Source organism: Marivibrio halodurans (assembly GCF_017963645.1).
In the GTDB taxonomy this organism is placed as follows: domain Bacteria; phylum Pseudomonadota; class Alphaproteobacteria; order UBA8366; family Aestuariispiraceae; genus Marivibrio; species Marivibrio halodurans.
The window spans coordinates 151100-168854 of sequence record NZ_JAGMWN010000004.1 but is presented as its reverse complement, the minus strand read 5'-3'; the positions used below and the strand labels follow the sequence as shown (position 1 = coordinate 168854).

Sequence of the window (17755 nt, the reverse complement as noted above, 5' to 3'; positions counted from 1 at the left end):
GGCGCGACCCGGCATTTCAGCCGATCGCGCCGCCCGGCAAATAGGCAGGGCCGGGCCTCATGAGCACCCGCTGGTGGCGCCACAGGTGACGCATTTCATGCAGGTGCCGTTCCGCACGAGAGTGAAGTTGCCGCATTCGCCGCATCCATCGCCCTCATAGCCTTTCTGACGCGCTTCGCGGATGCGCGCCGCGCGGGTATCCGCCTCGGTCATCACCGTATCCTCGACGGCCATGGCCGCGACATGGGTATGGCTCTCCCGCGTGGTGGCGGTGCCGGCGTCGTTGGAGGCGCGTGGCCGTCCGCCGCCACCGCCCCCCGCGCTGTGCGCGACCGCGTTGGAATAGACGGTCAGATCCGTCTTGCGCACGAAACCGCGGCTGGTGATCCGCTGGATCGCCTCGATGGCACTGGCGGCGGTCTCGGGCAGTTCGCCCTCCCGGTCGCCCTTGCCCATGGTGTCGGGCAACATGTCGTCGGGCTGCACATGGGCGAGATCGTCGCGGCCGAGATAGCTGATCGCCACTTCCCGGAAGATATAGTCCAGGACGGAGGTCGCCATCTTGATGGCGTCATTGCCCTCGACCATGCCCTGCGGCTCGAAGCGCGTGAAGGTGAAGGCCTCCACGAACTCCTCCAGCGGAACGCCATATTGCAGACCGATCGACACCGCGATGGCGAAGTTGTTCATCAGCGATCGGAAAGCGGCGCCTTCCTTGTGCATGTCGATGAAAATCTCGCCGAGGCGCCCGTCCTCGTACTCGCCCGTGCGCAGATAGACCTTGTGGCCGCCGACGATCGCCTTCTGGGTATAGCCCTTGCGGCGATGGGGCAGGCGCGCGCGTTCGGCGGCGCGTTCGACGATCCGCTCCACGATGCGTTCGGCCACCATCGGCGCGGCCTCCTGGGGCTTGGCCTCGGCGATCTCCTCCGCCAGATCCTCCGCCTCGTCCACATCGTCGACCAGCGAGGTCGCCAGCGGCTGCGAGAGCTTGGAGCCGTCGCGATAGAGCGCGTTCGCCTTCAGTCCGAGGCGCCAGCTCATCATGTAGGCGTTCTTGCAATCCTCGACCGTCGCCTTGTTGGGCATGTTGATGGTCTTGGAGATAGCGCCCGAGATGAAGGGCTGGGCGGCCGCCATCATACGGATATGGCTGTCGACCGAGAGATAACGCGTGCCCAGCTTGCCACAGGGATTGGCGCAGTCGAAGACCGGCAGATGCTCCGCCTTCAGGTGCGGCGCGCCTTCCAGCGTCATCGCTCCGCAGCAGTAGATGTTCGCCGCCTCGATATCCGCCTTGGCGAAGCCGAGCGTGGCCAACATGTCGAAGGACATGTCGTCCATCAGGGATGCATCGAGTTCCAGCACGTCGGTGCAGAAGGATTCGCCCAGCGTCCATTTGTTGAAGGCGAACTTGATGTCGAAGGCATTACCCAACGCGGCTTCCAGACGGGCCAGGGCCTCGTCGTCGAAGCCTTTCTCCATCAGGGTCGCGTGGTTGATGCCCGGCGCGTCCTTCAGGCTGCCGTGACCGACGGCGTAGCGCACGATCTCGTCGATCTGCGCGTCGGAATAGCCGAGTTTCGAGAGCGCTTCCGGCACCGTGCGGTTGATGATCTTGAAATAGCCGCCGCCAGCCAGCTTCTTGAACTTGACCAGGGCGAAATCCGGCTCGATGCCCGTGGTATCGCAATCCATGACGAGGCCGATCGTGCCGGTCGGCGCGATGACGCTGGCCTGCGCGTTGCGATAGCCGTGCGCCTCGCCCTTCTTGAGCGCGCGGTCCCAGGCGGCGGCGGCGGCCGTCGCCAGGTCCGTGCCGGGCACGTTGGCGACATCGAGCGCCACCGGCGCCATCGCCAGGTCCTCATAGCCGTCGGCCCGGCCATGGGCGGCGGTGCGATGATTGCGGATGACCCGCAACATGGCGTCGCGGTTCTTCCCGTAGCCGGGGAAGGCGCCGAGTTCCTGCGCCATCTCGGCCGAGGTTTCGTAGGCGACGCCGGTCATCAGCGCCGTGATCGCCCCGCACAGCGCGCGCCCCTCGTCCGAATCATAGGACAGGCCGGCCGCCATCAGAAGGCCGCCGATATTGGCGTAGCCGAGACCCAGCGTGCGGTATTCGTAGGAGAGCTTGGCGATCTCCTTCGACGGGAACTGAGCCATCAGCACCGAGATTTCGAGCGTCATGGTCCATAGCCGGACCGCATGCTCGAAGCCTTCCACGTCGAAGCCGCCATCGTCGCGCCGGAACTGCATCAGGTTGAGGGAGGCCAGATTGCAGGCCGTGTCGTCGAGGAACATATATTCCGAGCACGGGTTCGACGCGTTGATCCGGCCGGAATTCGGGCAGGTGTGCCAGTCGTTGATCGTCGTATCATATTGCAGGCCGGGATCGGCGCTGGCCCAGGCCGCATGCGCGATCTGCTCCCACAGTTCGCGGGCACCGACCGTCTTGGCGACCTTGCCGTCGGTGCGGCGGATCAGTTCCCAATCCGCATCCTCCTCGACCGCCTTCAGGAAGGTGTCGGTGACGCGGACCGTGTTATTGGCATTCTGACCGGAGACGGTGTTGTAGGCCTCCGAATCCCAGTCGGTGTCATAGGCCGGGAACTCGATCTCGGCATAGCCCTGGCGCGCGAACTGAATCACTCGCTGAACGTAGTTCTCCGGGATCATGACCCGGCGCGCGGCCTTGATCTCGCCGCGCAGCGTCTCATTCGCCTTCGGGTCGAAGCGGGCCTCTTCCGAGAGCGCGGTCGCATCGTGGCAGGCGCGCATGATGGCGTTGAGGTGCCTGGCATGGAGCTTGGAGCCCGCGACCAGCGCGGCGACCTTCTGCTCCTCGATCACCTTCCAGTTCACGAACTGCTCGACATCGGGATGGTCGACATCGACCACGACCATCTTTGCCGCGCGGCGGGTCGTGCCGCCGGACTTGATGGCGCCGGCCGCCTTGTCGCCGATCTTGAGGAAGCTCATCAGGCCGGAGGACTTGCCGCCGCCGGCCAGCGGCTCGCACTCCGCGCGCAGGGCGGAGAAGTTGGTGCCCGTGCCGGAGCCGTACTTGAACAGCCGCGCCTCCCGGACCCAGAGGTCCATGATGCCCTTCTCGTTCACCAGGTCGTCGGCGACGGACTGGATGAAGCAGGCATGGGGCTGCGGATGCTCGTAGGCGCTCTTCGACTTGGTCAGCTTGCCCGTGCGGTAATCGACATAGTGGTGCCCCTGGCTCGGTCCGTCGATGCCGTGCAGCCAATGCAGGCCGGTGTTGAACCATTGCGGGCTGTTCGGCGCCGCCATCTGGCGCGCCAGCATGTAGCGCATTTCGTCGTAATAGGCCTGGGCGTCGGTGTCGGCGTCGAAATAGCCGCCCTTCCATCCCCAATAGGCCCAGGCGCCGGCAAGCCGGTCGAACACCTGACGGGCGCTGGTCTCATGGGTATAGCGAGCCTCCTCCGGCAGGCGGGCGAGCGCCTTCTCGTCCGCCACGCGCCGCCACAGGAAGGACGGAACGTCGTTCTCCTCCACCGGCTTGGTGGCCGCGGGAACACCGGCCTTGCGGAAATATTTCTGCGCCAGCACGTCGCAGGCCACCTGGGACCAATGTCCCGGAACCTCGATATTCTTGAGGGAGAAGACGGTCGTGCCGTCGGGATTGCGGATCTCGCTGTCGGTCCGCCGAAAATCGATCGTCTCGTAGGGCGACTCGCCTTCACTCGTGAATCGTCGCGATACCCGCATTGCTTCCTCACGCCAGGTTGGTACTTGAGAATGGTGCTAGTGGTCGTCGGCCATCGGTCACGGAAACGAAGCGGAACGGGCGCCCCGGGCCCGTATTTCCCCCATGTCTCCCCTATCCCTTGCGGCTGCGAGGATTAGAATACACTAGATGTAGCTCCCTTCAATTAGTTTTTGTGAGAGGAATTATTTCAAATACCCACTATCGATTCGTGGCGGCGGACAACGCCGCGAGAGGCGGGCGCCGGTTTTCCCGCCGGGCCGCTATGTTCGCGCGCGGCCCTTGCCCCTCTGGACGGACAGGACCTGCGGTGCGATAACGCCGGGCGGGTTCCGCGATGTCGGAACCGTCACGCGATTGGCTTTTCAGGAGGCGCTCGGCTCATGCCCAATGCGATCACCCGGGTCATCACCTGGCTCAACGGCGACTATGTCGGCGAGGATGCGTACGGCAATCGCTATTATCAGGCCAAGTCCGCGGCCGCGAAGGGCCGCCGCCGGCGGCGCTGGGTGATCTATTCCGACGATCCGAAGAGCCCGGTGGACCGCGACGAGGCCAGCCGCGTCCCCCCGATGTATCATGCTTGGCTGCACTATACCTTGGCGGATTTCCCGAACGAATCGACGATCGCGCGGCGCCCCTGGCAGAAGGAGCATCAGCCGAATCTGACCGGCACGCCGCTCGCCTACCGGCCGCCTGGCCATACCCTGCGCGGCGGCCAGCGCGACCGCGCCACCGGCGACTACGAGGCTTGGACGCCCGAATGACCGGGAGGTGAAGGGATCGCGCATGGCGGCGTTCGGCATCAGCCGCGAAAGTCTCAATATCGCGATCGGCGGGCTCGTCGTGCTGATTGGCGCGTTGGTCCTGGTGATCAGCTACCGCGGCGGCCAGCCGGGCGAGACGGATCAGCGCGGCTATCGCCTGGAGGCTCGTTTCGAGGCGATCGACGGTGTGCGCCCCGGCACCGACGTGCTTCTTACCGGCATCCCGGTGGGTGAGGTAGAAAGGCAATATCTCGACACGGCGCGTAACGAGGCGGTGGTCGTCATGCGTATCCGCGACGGCATCGAGATACCCTATGACAGCTCCATCAAGATTTTGAGCGAGGGCATCGCCGGCCGTAAATACATCAAGATCGGCGTCGGCGGCGATATGGAGATGCTGGGGCCCGGGGATTCCTTCCTCTATACGCAAAGCGCGGTTCGGTTCGAGGAATTGCTGCAGAAGGTCATTCTCTCCGCGGAGGCGCGGCGCGCGGCGGCGAAGGAGGACGCGAAGGCGGATCGTTCCGAGGACAGCGACACCGGCGCGGGCGCCTCGGAGGATGGGAACGGCGGTCTTGGCGGCTTCGGGATGCCCGCGCTCGGCGGCGATCGGGATGGCGACTAGGAAAGGGACGGACGGAGCATGAAGCGCAGCGCCATCGAAACCATCATGGGGGCGGTCGTCCTCCTGGTCGCGGGCTTCTTCCTGGTCTTCGCCTATCAATCGACCGATCTTCGGCTCGGCGCGTCCTACCGGTTGGAGGCGCGGTTCAATGCGGTCGATGGGTTGACGCTCGGCTCCGACGTCCGGGTCGGCGGCGTGAAGGTCGGATCGGTCGTGGGGCAATCGATCGATCAGGAAATCTATCAGGCCGTCGTCGCCATGGATGTGCGCAGTGGCGTCAACCTGCCGGTCGATAGCCGCGCGGTGATCGCCAGCGACGGTCTTCTCGGCGGACGCTATGTCAAGATCGAACCCGGCACGGCGGCGGAAACCCTTTCCGATGGCGGCCGGATCGATCGTACGGAAGACGCGATCGCGCTGGAGGAACTGCTCGGCAAGGCCATGTTCCTCGTGACCGGCGAGGATGGGCAGTGACCGCCGCCCCGGAAGGCGGGCCCTCCGCCGGCCAGCCTAATGCCGGTCAATATTGGGACCCGGTACGCTATCGCGCGGAAGCGGGGTTCGTCGCCACGCTCGGCCTTCCGGTGGTGGAATGGCTGGCGCCCGTGCCGGGGGAGCGTGTTCTCGACCTTGGCTGCGGGGAGGGGGCGCTGACGGCGAAGCTGGCGGCGCTCGGCTGCGTCGTGACCGGCGTCGATGCCAGTCCGGACCAGATCGCCATCGCGCGGGCGGAGGGGCTGGACGCCCATGTGGTGGATGGCCACGCACTAAGCTTCGAATCGGAATTCGACGCCGTCTTCAGCAACGCCGCGCTGCATTGGATGAAACGCGACCCGGGCGCGGTGGTCGCGGGCGTGGCCCGGGCGCTGAAGCCCGGGGGGCGATTCGTCGCGGAGATGGGCGGCGACGGCAATGTCGCGACACTGCGTGGGGCCCTGCATGCGGAACTGCGCGCGCGGGAGGTCGATCCCGCGCCGGTCGATCCCTGGTATTTTCCGACCCCGGCCGCCTATGAAGCGCACCTCGCCGCCGCCGGGTTCGAGGTGACCCGGATGGAGCATTTCGCGCGGCCGACGTCGCTGCCGGGCGATGTGCTGGGGTGGCTCGCGACCTTCGCGGAGTGTTTCACGAACGCGCTTCCGGCGACTGACCGGGCGGCGGCCTTGGAAGCCGTTCGCGCGCGGGTCGAAGCCGATTTGCGCGACCCGGCGACGGGGGGCTGGCAGGCGGACTATGTGCGCCTTAGGCTGGCCGCGCGGAAAGTCGGGTGAAGGCAAGGACGCGTGAGAGGCGGTTGGAGATGATGGGTTCGAGGATTATTCGCGCGGCGCGGCGCATCCTATTGGCGGGGGGAGCCCTGTCGGCCGCCATGCTTATGCAGGGGGTGTCGTCCGCCGGGGCGGTTCCGCGCGCGACCGCCGTCCTGCAGGGCTTGGATAAGGTGACGGCGCGCGTCTCCACCTTCGAGGCCCCCGTGGGGGAAAGCGTGCGCTTCGGCGCGCTCGACATCACGGTGCGGCATTGCGACCGCACGCCGCCGCAGGAGGCCCCGGAATCCTCCGCCTTCCTGGAGATCGACGAGGTCAAGGAGGGGGAGGAGCCGGTGCCGCTCTTCACCGGATGGATGTTCGCGTCTTCTCCCGGATTGAACGCCCTGGAGCATCCCGTCTATGACGTCTGGGTCCTGGAATGCCGGGGGGCCGAACTGGAAGGCGAGGCGCCGCCGCCCCGCCAATAGGTACCGCTTCCGGACGCCTTTATGAGCCGTTTTGGAAGGCTTCGATCGCCTGTCGTGCCGAGTCCGCGTCGGTGAAGAAACCGGCGAGCAAACTGACGGCGAGCAGGAATGCCGCCTGATCCCAATGGGTGAGATGCGGCGCGCGGATCGGCGTGCGCGTGATCGCCCCCCAGAGCAATCCGGCGCCGGCCGCGGCGAACAGATAACTGGAGAACAGCGGCGCAAGCAACGCGTCCGGCTGCGGCAGGGCGAAGGCCAGGCACACGGCCAGCATGAGCGCGGTGCCGCGCAGGATTGCCGTATTCCGCCGGGCGATCTCCTCCGGTCCCTCCGGCCCGCCGCCACCACCGCCGGTTTCCGGCTGCTGGTCGCGTCCTGCCGGCCGGTCGATGCTCCAGCGATTGTCGAGACCGTCCGCTTGCGGGCGGCCCTGGCGGCGATCCTCCGATTGCTTCTCGCGATAGGTGGCCATTTCGTGCCTGCCTCTCCGATATGACGGAGGGCCGTCGGACCCGGCGTGGGCCGGAACCGGCCCTCTTATACATTGAATATTGGGATGCGGCCGGCGCGGATCAACAGCCCGCCCGCTGGCCGGGACGCTCACGCGGGGTGGGCGATCCGGTCAAGGAACGCTTCGACCTCGTCGGCGCGGTAGCGGCTGAAGAAATCCGCGTGGGTGTTGAGCGCCTCGGCCAGCATGGCGCGGTAGTCCGCGCGCGGCACCTCCGTCGCGCCGAAGCGTTCCAAATGCTTGGTGACGAACTGGGTGTCGAGGAGCGTGAAGTTCGCCGCCTTGAGCCGCGCGACGAGATGGACCAGCGCCACCTTGCTGGCGTCCCGGCGGCGGGAAAACATGCTTTCCCCGAAGAAGGCGCCGCCCAGCGTCACGCCATAGAGCCCGCCGGCGAGCAGGTCGCCCTCCCACACCTCCACCGAGTGGGCGTGTCCCATGCGGTGCAGCGAGGTGTAGAGGGTCAGGATCTTGTCGTTGATCCAGGTACGCGGCCGACGTTCCGTCGATTCCGCGCAACCATCCATGATGCCCTCGAAATTCTCGTCGAAGCTGACACGGTATTTGCGCGAGCGGATCGTGCGCCGCAACCGCTTCGGTACATGGAAGGCGGTCATGTCGATGATGCCGCGCATCCGGGGGTCGATCCAGAAAAGATCCGGATCATCCCGATCCTCCGCCATCGGAAAGACGCCGATCGCGTAGGCCCGGAGCAACATATCGGGCGTCAGGTCGAGCGGTTCCATCGGCGGTCGCCGGTTCCCTGAAACAAATGCACGCGGATCGACTCTAGAACCTTTCGGCGCCGCACGGAAGCATTGAGACGCATCCCGCGCGGCCGGGCGGGCCTATTTCTTCAGGCCCATCCACTTCTCCAGCCAATGGATGTCGTAATCGCCGTCGATGAAGCGTTTCTCGGCGATGATCCGTTGATGCAGCGGGATCGTCGTCTTGATGCCGCCGATCACATATTCAGAGAGAGAACGGCGCAACCGCATCAGGCATTCATTGCGGTTCTGGCCATGGACGACGAGCTTCGAGACGAGGCTGTCGTAAAAGGGCGGTACCGCGTAACCGGAATAGAGTTGGCTGTCGACCCGCACGCCCAGGCCGCCGGGCGCGTGATAGTCGGTGATCCGGCCGGGCGTCGGCAGGAAGCTGTCCGGGTCCTCCGCCGTGATCCGGCATTCGATCGCGTGCCCCTGGATCTTGACGTCCTCCTGCCGGATGTCGAGTTGGGCGCCGGCGGCGATGCGAATCTGTTCGCGCACCAGATCGATCGAGCAGACCATCTCCGAAATCGGATGCTCCACCTGCAGGCGGGTGTTCATCTCGATGAAGAAGAACTCGCCGTCCTCGTAGAGGAATTCGATCGTCCCGGCGCTGCGATAGCCCAGCTCCTTCATCGCGTTCGTCACGGTTTCGCCGATCCGGCGGCGCTGGGTCGCGTTGAGGGCGGGGGAGGGCGCCTCCTCGATCACCTTTTGGTGGCGGCGCTGGATGGAGCAGTCGCGCTCGCCCAGATGGATGCAGTTGCCCTGTCCGTCGCCGAGCAACTGAACCTCGATATGGCGGGGCTTGGCCAGATAGCGCTCGATATAGACCGCATCATCGCCGAAGGCGGCCTTCGCCTCCGTCCGGCAGATGGAAAGTGCGGTCTTCACCTCGTCAATCGAATAGGCGACCTTCATGCCGCGCCCGCCACCGCCGGAAGCCGCCTTGATGATCAGCGGGAAGCCGACCTCCTCCGCGATGCGCAGCGCCTCCGCGTCGGTTTCGACCGCGCCGTCGCTGCCCGGGACGCATGGAATGCCGAGGCGGCGCGCGGCCTCCTTGGCCTCGATCTTGTCGCCCATCATGCGGATATGCTCGGGGCTCGGCCCGATGAAGGCGATGCCGTGTTCCTCCACCATCTCGGCGAAGGCGGCGTTCTCGCTGAGAAAGCCGACACCAGGATGGATCGCGTCGGCGCCGGTCAGGGTCGCCGCCGTCAGGATGGCGGCCTTGTTGAGGTAGCTGTCCTTCGGCGCCGGCGGGCCGATGCAGACGGCCTCGTCGGCGAGGCGTACATGCATCGCCTCCGCGTCGGCGGTGGAATGCACGGCGACCGTCTGTATACCCATCTCCTGACAGGCACGGTGGATGCGAAGCGCGATCTCGCCGCGATTTGCGATCAGGACCTTCTCGAACAAAAGGGCTCTCCCCCCGGGCGCGCGGTGGCGGATCGGCGCCGCCGTCCGCGCGCGCGACACGACTATTCCAGGATCACCAAGGGCTCGCCGAACTCGACCGGTTGGCCGTCGGTGACAAGGACTTCCTTGACCTTGCCGCCCTTCGGCGCGGGGATCGGGTTCATGACCTTCATGGCCTCGATGATGAGCAGGGTCTGTCCCTCCTTCACCATATCGCCCGGCGTGACGAAGTTGTCCGCGCCCGGTTGCGGCGCGAGATAGGCGGTCCCCACCATGGGCGAGGGCACGGCGCCCGGATGCGCGGCCTTGTCCGCGCCGCCCCCGGTGTCCCCGCCACCGGGGATCGGACCCGCGGCCGGTGCCACCATGGGCATCGGCGCGGCCAGTCCCGCCTGTTGGCGCGATAGCTTGAGCTTGTGATCGCCCTCGGCGAGTTCGAGCTCGGTCAGCGCCTTTTCCTCCATCAAGTCGGCCAGCTTCCCGATAAGGTCGGCATCGACGGTCAGTTTCGGCATGATCGCCCCTTGAAGTGAACCCCACTTGCCGCCCGTGCCCTATATCGGAGCACGGACAACCCGCTTCATGTAGCCCCCTCGTCCGGGGGGGCTCAACCCCCTAGTCGCACCTAACGCTCCGCTTTCATGGCGTCGGGCGGACGATATCCGCCATCGCCTCGATCGCGAGGACATATCCCTTGGCGCCCAGGCCGCAGATCATACCGACCGCGATCGGCGCGATATAGCTATGATGCCGGAACGTCTCGCGCGCATGGATATTCGACAAATGCACCTCGACGACCGGCAGTTCCGAGGACAGCAGCGCATCGCGCAGCGCGACCGACGTGTGGGTCAACGCGCCGGCATTGACGATGATCCCGGCGTGCGTCTCCCGCGCCTCCTGGCTCCAGGTGACGAGGTCGCCCTCGTGGTTCGATTGCCGGAAATCGATCGCGACGCCGCGTGTCGCCGCTTCCGCGCGGCACATCCCTTCGATGTCGGCGAGCGTCGTCGCGCCGTAGATCGCCGGCTCGCGCTTGCCCAGCATGTTCAGATTGGGCCCGTTCAGGACCAGGATCGTCGCCTCGGCCATTCGGCTCTCGTCCCCCTGTCGACCGCCCCGTTCCACCGATCCGGCCCGGCGCGTGGCGCGGGCGGGAGTATAACCCGGCACCCGTTTTGGGCAAGCGGGCGTCGGGACGGCGTGGGTAGGGGCCGCGCGCTTGGGACGGTCGGCGGCCCCTTTCCCCGGCCCGTCGGCGTGGGTACGCTGCCTGGGTCGCAGCCTCCCATCAACGAGTGAAAGCGTCGAGCATGGCATCGCAGAAGACCGCGCCCTTCGGCAGTTGGGCCTCGCCGATCACGACCGACCTGATGACCCGGGGATCGGTCGGGTTGGGCCAGATCCTGCCGGACGGGGACTGCGTCTATTGGACGGAACAGCGGCCTTGGGAGATGGGCCGCACCGTCCTGGTGCGTCGCGGGCCGGACGGACAGGCACGCGATCTGACGCCCGCCCCCTACAATGTCCGCACCAAGGTGCATGAATATGGCGGCGGCGCGATTGCGGTCGGCTTGGGGGGGGCGTGGTTCGTCGATGCGCGCGATCAGCGCCTCTATCGCGCCGAAGGGGAAGGGGGCGCCATCCATCCGGTGACGCGTGCGGACGGCACGGCCTATGCCGATCTGCAAGTCGACGCGCGGCGGGAACGGTTGATCGCGGTCGCGGAAATCCCGCGCGAGGGACAGGAGCCGGAGAATCGTCTGGTCGCGATCGGTTTCGACGGCACGGTGGAGACGCTGGCCGAGGGGGCGGATTTCTACGCCATGCCCACCCTGTCGCCGGAGGGCGACCGCCTTGCCTGGATCGAATGGCGCCACCCCAACATGCCTTGGGACGGCACCGACTGCCATGAGGCGGTGCTGGATTCGGATGGGCGCGTCGTGTCCACACGCCATGTCGCGGGCGCGCGCGATATCGCGATCTTCCAGCCGGCCTACGCGCCGGACGGCCGGTTGCACTATGTCTCGGACGAAAGCGGCTACTGGAACCTCTATCGCGACGGCGAGCGGCCGGAGCATTTCAAGGTCGCCGCCGATTTCGGCCTGCCGCATTGGCAGTTCGGCATGCGTACCTATGGCTTCGTCGACGCGACGACCGTGCTGACCGCCTTCGCGGTCGAGGGGGAGTGGCAACTGGCCCTGTTCGACCTCGATGCGCGCAAGCTGAATCCCCTTTCGCTATCGGGCGGGTGGTGTGTCTTCGACGGTGTGCGCTGCGATGGGAACCGCGCGGTCTTCATGGCGGGTCGGAGAGGGGCGCCGGGGGCGGCGGTCCTGCTCGACCTCGCCGGGGGGCGGGAGACGGTGCTGCGCCAAGCTTCGGATTTGAAACTGCCTGAGGATGCGGTCTCCATCGCGCGCAAGGTCGATTTCCCGACCACCCTGCCGGACGGGACGGCGGCGCGTGCCCACGGCTATTTCTATCCGCCCGCCAACAGCGATTTCCAAGGGCCGGAGGAGGAGAAGCCGCCGCTGATCGTGATGAGCCATGGCGGACCGACGGGGCAGACCACGGCCTCCTTCGCCCTAAAGGTCCAGTTCTGGACCAGCCGCGGATTCGCCGTTCTGGACGTGAATTACGGCGGCTCCACCGGCTTCGGCCGGGCCTATCGCCGGCGCCTCAACGGTGCCTGGGGGCAGGTCGATGTGGAGGATTGCACGGCCGGGGCCCTCCATCTGGCGGAAGAGGGGCTGGTCGATCCCGACCGTCTCGTCGCGGTCGGGGGGAGCGCGGGCGGCTATACGACGCTCGCCGCGCTTACCTTCCGCGATGTTTTCCGCGCCGGGCGGTCGAGTTACGGGATCGGGGACCTGGAAACGCTCGCCCGCGATACGCACAAGTTCGAGAGCCGCTATCTCGATACCCTCGTCGGGCCGTGGCCGGAGAAGGCGGACCTATACCGCGCGCGCTCCCCGATCCATCATATCGAGGGGCTGAACTGCCCGGTCATCTTCCTGCAGGGGGAGGACGACAAGGTCGTGCCGCCCAATCAGGCGGAGGCGATGGTGGCGGTGCTGCGCGAGAAGGGGCTGCCGGTCGCCTATATCCTGTTCGAGGGGGAAGGCCACGGCTTTCGCCGGGCGGACAGCATCAAACGGGCCTTCGAGGCGGAACTCAGCTTCTATGCCCAGCTCTTCGGCTTCGAGCCGGCGGACGCGATCGACCCGGTGGAGATCGAGAATCTTGGCTGACGGCGCCTGCAAGCGCCCGTTTTCTCGACGTCGGGCTCAACGATCGGGGCCGAGTTGCGTGGCGAGATAGTCGAGGACCACCTCGCGATCCGCCTCTTCCAATGGGTACATCCCCTGCTCCTCCACCATCCAGACCAGCAGATCGTCCCAACGCTCGCGGCTCAGCCCCTGTTGGGCGACCAGCTTATTGGAATGGCAGGCGCCACAATAGCCATAGACGAGATCCCGCCCTTCGCCGGGCGGCAATCCCTCGTACTCGTCGTCCTGGGCGAGCGCCGACGCGCAGGCCGCCATCGCGAGACAGATCGCGCCCGCGGCAACCAATGATTTCATTACCGAGTACTCCCTCGTCCTCGTGAAAAGGTGCGGGCGAGCCGGTGGGGAGGCTCGCCCGCACGCAGGGGTCCTCACACGACGCGGACCGAGATTCGGTGCATCGAATTGTTGAGATACCCCTTTGGATTCCAGGCGATGGCATGGGGCTGCGAGATTCCCTTGTCCGATGTCGCCCGGGCCCAGACCTCGTAATAGCCGGCCTGGGGGAAGGAGGCCTCCGCCCGCCATTGCTGCCAGGCATAGGGGTTCTCCGGGGCGTCCAGGCTGGCTTCCCGCCATGTCGCGCCGAAGTCGTTGGAGACCTCCACCTTGGTGATCGAATCGTCCCCCGCCCAGGCATGGCCGCGAACCTCGATCGTGCGTTCGGCGGTCTCTCCGCCGGTAGCGGGCGCGGTGATCAGGGATTTGACCGGCATCGCCTCGATGATGACGAAATCCTCCTTCGGGACATCCTCGCCCGGGGCTACGGGGCGGTTGGGAACGCGATAGGAGGTGCCCGTCATCTTCGGCCCGTCATGAACCTGATCGCGCAGTTGGATGCGGGTCAGCCATTTCTGCGAGCAGGAGCCCGGCCATCCCGGCACGACGAGGCGCAGCGGCGCGCCGTTCATCGGATGGATCGGCTCGCCGTTCTGGGCGAAGGCGATCAGGTTATGCGGGTTCATCGCCTTCTCGATCGGCACCCCGCGCGAGATCGGCAGCTTGTCCGGGTCGCCGGAGAGGTGCCAATCCGCCCCGTAATGCGCGGTATAGACGACGGAGTCCTTCACGCCCGCGGCCTTCAGCACGTCGGCCAGCCGCACCCCGGTCCAGCGCGAGCAGGCCACGGCGCCGTAGGTCCACTGGTTGCCGGATGCGGGCGGGTCGAAGAAAGCCCGGCCGTTGCCGCCGCATTCGATGGTCAGGTTTTCCTCCACGACCTCGAATCGCTCCTTCAGGTCGGCGATGCTGAGGGTCATCGGCTCGTCCACCAGGCCGTCGATCGTCAGCGTCCAGCTATCGGGGTCGACATCCTCCGGCGGGATGCCGTTGTTGCGGATGAAGTGGCGGCTGGTCGGCGTTACCGCGTCATCCAGCAGATGCGGCGGCGTCTCGGCGTTCATCGGCCGGTCGTTGAGGACGGAGAGACCGTCCTTGCCCTCGATCGCGCCTTCGCTTTCGGCCAGCGCCATCGGGATGAAGCCGGACGGCATGGTGCGGTGATAGGGGATCGCCATGCCCACCATCGCCGTCATGGTGGCGAGGCCGGCGCCACGCAGGAAACCCCGGCGGTCGGCATTCGGAATGCGTCCGAAAAGACGCTTGTCCGCGCCTTCCGGGTCGTCGCGATACATATCGTACAGGGTCGGGACGGCCGGATCGTCCCGGCCGGTATCATGGTCCGTCATCGCTTTCCTCCCTCATCGGGTTCGCGTCGGCGCGGCGCGCCGACGGGGCGGCTTTCTCGCCGCTTATGGAGAAGAAACGATCGGAAGCGCCGGTTTATTCCCCGGCGATGTCGAGAAAATCGATTCCGGTGGTCGAAAAGCTTATTCGAGGGCGTCAGGCCCGGCAGGGTTGGCTTCGGCGGCGCGCGTCGGCGATCCGCTCGCGGTCGGCGCCGTCGATCTCGCGATGGCGCTGGCTGGCGTCGTGCACGGCCCGCGCGATGACCGAGAGCCGGGCGGGCTCCATCCCGCTGGCCATCAGCATGTAGCGCACCCGCCCGACCCGCCAGGCCAGGAGGGTCGTATCGGCGAACTCCCGACGCTCCAACGCCTCGCCAAGATTGCCCGCCCCGTCGTCCAGCGCCGCGAGCGTCAGCTTGCACCCCCGGTTGCCGCGATAATGCACCGCCACGCCCTGATGGCCGGAGGGACCGGCGAAGGACATGCGACGGACGATATGCAGTTGCCCGGCATCCAGGCGTGGGATGAAGGGGGAGAAGCCGTCCGTGGCGATCGGGGTGCCCCGGGTGGCTGGCGGTGGGGCTGCCTCCGCCTCCCGGGATAGGACCGCATGCTGGGCCAAGGCGGTCTCGATCCAGGGGGGCATTTGGGCGGCGTCGGTCGGTGGGGCGCCATCATTCTGGACAGCGATCCAGCCCGATCCGGCCACCAGGAGAAGCAGGATCGACGCGGCCAGCATCCGGCGGACGAGGGAGATGCGTGGATGGCCGCTCCGCGCGCCGGGGGTCGGCGGTACGCGCGGGATGCGGTCGTCCATCGGCGTCAGGGCCTCCGCGACCGATCCCTTCACGGCGCCCAGCATGGCGGCGTCGCGTGCATCGGCCGGATTCTCCGCGATCGATCGCGCCAGATCGGCGGCCTCCCGGCCCTGCAATTCCCCGTCGACGAAGGCGCAAAGTCGCCGCCAGCGTTCGGTCTCCTGGGTGTCGCGGTCGTCGCGGGTCAAGGGGGCGCTCTCTCGCTTCGGGGTTTCGCGTGGGCTTCGGGTCAGCTTCGCCCGGACCGCGTGGGAAGGGGCACGATGTTGCTGTCGTCGATCGCCGCGATCAGATGGGCGCGTGCCCGGCTGATCCTGCTCATAACGGTTCCGATGGGCACGTCAAGAAGGTCCGACGCTTCCGCGTAGCTGAATCCGGCGACATCGATCAGCGCCAGGATCTCGCGCTGATGCGGCGCCAGCTTCATCAGCCCGAAGCGGACGGTCAGGATCGTGATCGCGGCCGCGTCCTTGCGGCCGGGATGCGTCGTGTCGGATAGCTCCCCGTCAGAAGCCGCGTCGCGGACGGCCTGCCGATAGGCTTCCGCCCGCGCGGCCCAGCGGCGTTGATCCAGGAACAGATTGCGCAGGATACGGAACAGCCAGGCGCGGAACGCCGCCGCATCCGCCGGATGGCGGTCGGCGGTCATCGCCTTGATGAAGGTTTCCTGGACCAGATCCTCGGCATCCTCCGGATTGCGCGTCAGCGCCATGGCATAGCCGTAGAGCCGTGCCGCCTGATCCTGCAGCCTGCCGCGCAGATCAGGCACGGGGTGACGCCTTCCAGGTAGCGGAGCGATCCGCAGGATTGAGTCCGACCATGAAACGAACGATAGCATAGGGTGCGGGCAGCGCGCATCTTTCATACCATTCGGGCCCGACTCTCGGGCGGGGATCACTCCCGAAGGGGAAGAACCAGGATTTCGTCTTCCCCGGCGATGCGGCCCGTGCGTCGCCAGCCGAACCGGCGGTAGAAGCCGGTGGCACGAATATCCGGATCGGGATTGGCCTTGAGCCAGGGACATTCGTGTCCGATGGCGCGCAGCCAATCGACCACGGCGGCCAGCAGGCGCCCGCCATGGCCATGCCCCTCGTGCTCGGGGCGGACGGCGACGACCAGGACTTCGCCGTGCGCGCGGCTGCCCATGGCGAAGCCGACCACCGCCCCGCCGACCTCCGCGACCCAGCCCGCGACGGCGCCGCTCGCCAATGCGTTCGCCATGGCGGGTTCGGTGACGCCGTAGGTTTCCGCCAGATCCGCGCGGGTCACGGCATTCTCGACGGTGGAGAGGCGGACGGCGAATGCCGCCGGGACATCGTCCGCCGTCATCGGGCGGATCGGCGGTATCATCCCGTCCAGACGATGGCGATTGCCGCCGGAACGCTGCCCACGGCGATCACGGTGGAAACCAGGATGGCCGTCGAGCCGCGCGCGACATACTGGCCGTAGCGTCCGCCGACGATGAAGACATTGGCCGCGATCGGCAGGGCCGCCGTCAGGATTCCCGCCACCGCCCAGAAGGGGTCGATATCCATCAGGCGGAAACCGATGGCGACCGCGACGGGATGGATCGCAAGCTTGAAGAGGCTCATCGAACCGACCTCCGCCAGCCCCTTGGATATGGGACGGCCATAGAGACTGGCGCCCAGCGCGAAGAGGGCCGCCGGCCCCGCCGCGTCCGCCAGAAGGCGGGTCAACAGGTCCGCCGGTCCGGGCAGCGACCAGCCGGTCGCGGACCAAAGCACGCCGGCGGCGATCGACAGGATGAAGGGGTTGCGCGCCGTGCCGGCAAGCGCGCCGAGGGTGGTTCGCGCGATGGACCGCCCCCCGCCCTGGCGGCGCGCCTCCCCGATTTCCAGCAGCAGGATCGAGATGGTGATCGTCACCACCAGGTCCCAGAACACCGCGATCACGACCGGCAGGGCCGCCTCCGGCCCCATCACGCCGGCGATCAGCGGAATGCCAAGGAAGCCCGCATTGCTGACGGCGGCGGCTTGGCCGTGCAACGCCGCCTCGCCAAGGCGCAACCGGAACAGCAGCAGCCCCACCAGGAACGCCGCGCCATAGACGGCCAGGCTCGGCAGGCCATAGGCGATCAGAAAGTCGAAGCGCTGGATTTCCGCCAGATCGCGGGTCGCGAAGGCGCGGAAGATCAGGCAGGGCAGGGCGAAATAGAAGACGAAGACGTGAACGCCGCGCGCCGCGGGCTCGTCCATCAGCCCCCGCCAAACGGCGACCGCGCCGCAGCCGATGACGGCGAAGAAGGGCAGCGTGGTGCCGAGGATCGCGAGTATCGCACTCATGACACCCCTTATGGCCGGCCGGCGATCCGGCCACAAGGGGGTAGGCACGTGATGCACAGGATGGGGCTTTCCCCATCCGCGCGG

At 66.8% G+C, this 17755-nt stretch carries 18 protein-coding genes; 6 read left to right on the top strand and 12 right to left on the bottom strand.

The window, feature by feature from the left end; genetic code table 11:
* Positions 1 to 57 precede the first annotated feature (57 nt).
* On the bottom strand, positions 58 to 3744 hold the full coding sequence (locus KAJ83_RS10090) for a vitamin B12-dependent ribonucleotide reductase (RefSeq protein ID WP_210681943.1): 3687 nt from the start codon (positions 3742 to 3744) through the stop codon (positions 58 to 60).
* 381 nt (positions 3745 to 4125) lie between these two features.
* Between KAJ83_RS10090 and KAJ83_RS10085 the strand changes: the two genes are divergently transcribed.
* Genes KAJ83_RS10085 through KAJ83_RS10065 form a run of 5 tightly spaced genes read left to right on the top strand, consistent with a single transcriptional unit; the run spans position 4126 to position 6872 of the window.
* The gene (locus KAJ83_RS10085; protein ID WP_210681942.1) at positions 4126 to 4509 is read left to right on the top strand and encodes an NADH:ubiquinone oxidoreductase subunit NDUFA12; all 384 of its coding nucleotides are present in this window, start codon (positions 4126 to 4128) and stop codon (positions 4507 to 4509) included.
* 22 nt (positions 4510 to 4531) lie between these two features.
* Complete coding sequence (locus KAJ83_RS10080) at positions 4532 to 5134, top strand: MlaD family protein (RefSeq protein ID WP_210681941.1); 603 nt, start codon at positions 4532 to 4534, stop codon at positions 5132 to 5134.
* Positions 5135 to 5152: 18 nt separating this feature from the next.
* Positions 5153 to 5608 carry an outer membrane lipid asymmetry maintenance protein MlaD gene (mlaD, locus tag KAJ83_RS10075; protein ID WP_210681940.1) on the top strand — a complete coding sequence of 152 codons (456 nt, stop codon included), beginning with the start codon at positions 5153 to 5155 and terminating at the stop codon, positions 5606 to 5608.
* Positions 5605 to 6405, top strand: coding sequence for a class I SAM-dependent methyltransferase (locus tag KAJ83_RS10070; RefSeq protein WP_210681939.1), 801 nt, complete (start codon positions 5605 to 5607; stop codon positions 6403 to 6405). Before mlaD ends, KAJ83_RS10070 begins: the two co-directional genes overlap by 4 nt.
* Before the next feature lie 29 nt (positions 6406 to 6434).
* Positions 6435 to 6872, top strand: coding sequence for a DUF2155 domain-containing protein (locus KAJ83_RS10065; RefSeq protein ID WP_246484429.1), 438 nt, complete (start codon positions 6435 to 6437; stop codon positions 6870 to 6872).
* A gap of 19 nt (positions 6873 to 6891) precedes the next feature.
* On the opposite strand, the gene KAJ83_RS10060 is transcribed toward KAJ83_RS10065, so the two are convergent.
* The 5 genes from KAJ83_RS10060 to aroQ all read right to left on the bottom strand — a co-directional run bounded on the left by KAJ83_RS10060 (position 6892) and on the right by aroQ (position 10664).
* A complete protein-coding gene (locus KAJ83_RS10060; protein WP_210681938.1) occupies positions 6892 to 7344 on the bottom strand; it encodes a hypothetical protein in 453 nt (150 codons plus the stop codon).
* A 128-nt stretch (positions 7345 to 7472) separates the two neighbouring features.
* Positions 7473 to 8129: a leucyl/phenylalanyl-tRNA--protein transferase gene (gene aat, locus KAJ83_RS10055; RefSeq protein ID WP_210681937.1), complete on the bottom strand. Its 657-nt coding sequence runs from the start codon at positions 8127 to 8129 to the stop codon at positions 7473 to 7475.
* 102 nt (positions 8130 to 8231) lie between these two features.
* Positions 8232 to 9575 (bottom strand): acetyl-CoA carboxylase biotin carboxylase subunit, encoded by a 1344-nt coding sequence (gene accC / locus KAJ83_RS10050; protein WP_210681936.1) that lies wholly within the window; start codon positions 9573 to 9575, stop codon positions 8232 to 8234.
* Between the two features lie 62 nt (positions 9576 to 9637).
* The gene (accB, locus tag KAJ83_RS10045) at positions 9638 to 10090 is read right to left on the bottom strand and encodes an acetyl-CoA carboxylase biotin carboxyl carrier protein (protein ID WP_210681935.1); all 453 of its coding nucleotides are present in this window, start codon (positions 10088 to 10090) and stop codon (positions 9638 to 9640) included.
* A 124-nt stretch (positions 10091 to 10214) separates the two neighbouring features.
* Positions 10215 to 10664, bottom strand: coding sequence for a type II 3-dehydroquinate dehydratase (gene aroQ / locus KAJ83_RS10040; protein WP_210681934.1), 450 nt, complete (start codon positions 10662 to 10664; stop codon positions 10215 to 10217).
* A 221-nt stretch (positions 10665 to 10885) separates the two neighbouring features.
* Here aroQ and KAJ83_RS10035 point away from each other — a divergent pair, with 221 nt between their 5' ends.
* Positions 10886 to 12826 (top strand): S9 family peptidase, encoded by a 1941-nt coding sequence (locus tag KAJ83_RS10035; RefSeq protein ID WP_210681933.1) that lies wholly within the window; start codon positions 10886 to 10888, stop codon positions 12824 to 12826.
* A gap of 36 nt (positions 12827 to 12862) precedes the next feature.
* Here the strand turns inward: KAJ83_RS10035 and KAJ83_RS10030 are convergent, their stop codons facing one another.
* From KAJ83_RS10030 to KAJ83_RS10005, 6 genes are all read right to left on the bottom strand, one after another.
* Entirely contained in the window at positions 12863 to 13159 is a 297-nt protein-coding gene (locus KAJ83_RS10030) for a hypothetical protein (protein ID WP_210681932.1), read from the bottom strand.
* A gap of 74 nt (positions 13160 to 13233) precedes the next feature.
* Entirely contained in the window at positions 13234 to 14550 is a 1317-nt protein-coding gene (locus KAJ83_RS10025; protein WP_210681931.1) for a sulfite oxidase, read from the bottom strand.
* Positions 14551 to 14704: 154 nt separating this feature from the next.
* Positions 14705 to 15556, bottom strand: a complete 852-nt coding sequence (locus KAJ83_RS10020) for a hypothetical protein (protein WP_210681930.1) — start codon at positions 15554 to 15556, stop codon at positions 14705 to 14707.
* Positions 15557 to 15597: 41 nt separating this feature from the next.
* On the bottom strand, positions 15598 to 16137 hold the full coding sequence (locus KAJ83_RS10015) for an RNA polymerase sigma factor (protein ID WP_343221980.1): 540 nt from the start codon (positions 16135 to 16137) through the stop codon (positions 15598 to 15600).
* Between the two features lie 125 nt (positions 16138 to 16262).
* Positions 16263 to 16697: a GNAT family N-acetyltransferase gene (locus KAJ83_RS10010; protein ID WP_210681928.1), complete on the bottom strand. Its 435-nt coding sequence runs from the start codon at positions 16695 to 16697 to the stop codon at positions 16263 to 16265.
* 17 nt (positions 16698 to 16714) lie between these two features.
* Positions 16715 to 17671 carry an AEC family transporter gene (locus KAJ83_RS10005; RefSeq protein ID WP_210681927.1) on the bottom strand — a complete coding sequence of 319 codons (957 nt, stop codon included), beginning with the start codon at positions 17669 to 17671 and terminating at the stop codon, positions 16715 to 16717.
* Positions 17672 to 17755: the final 84 nt, after the last annotated feature.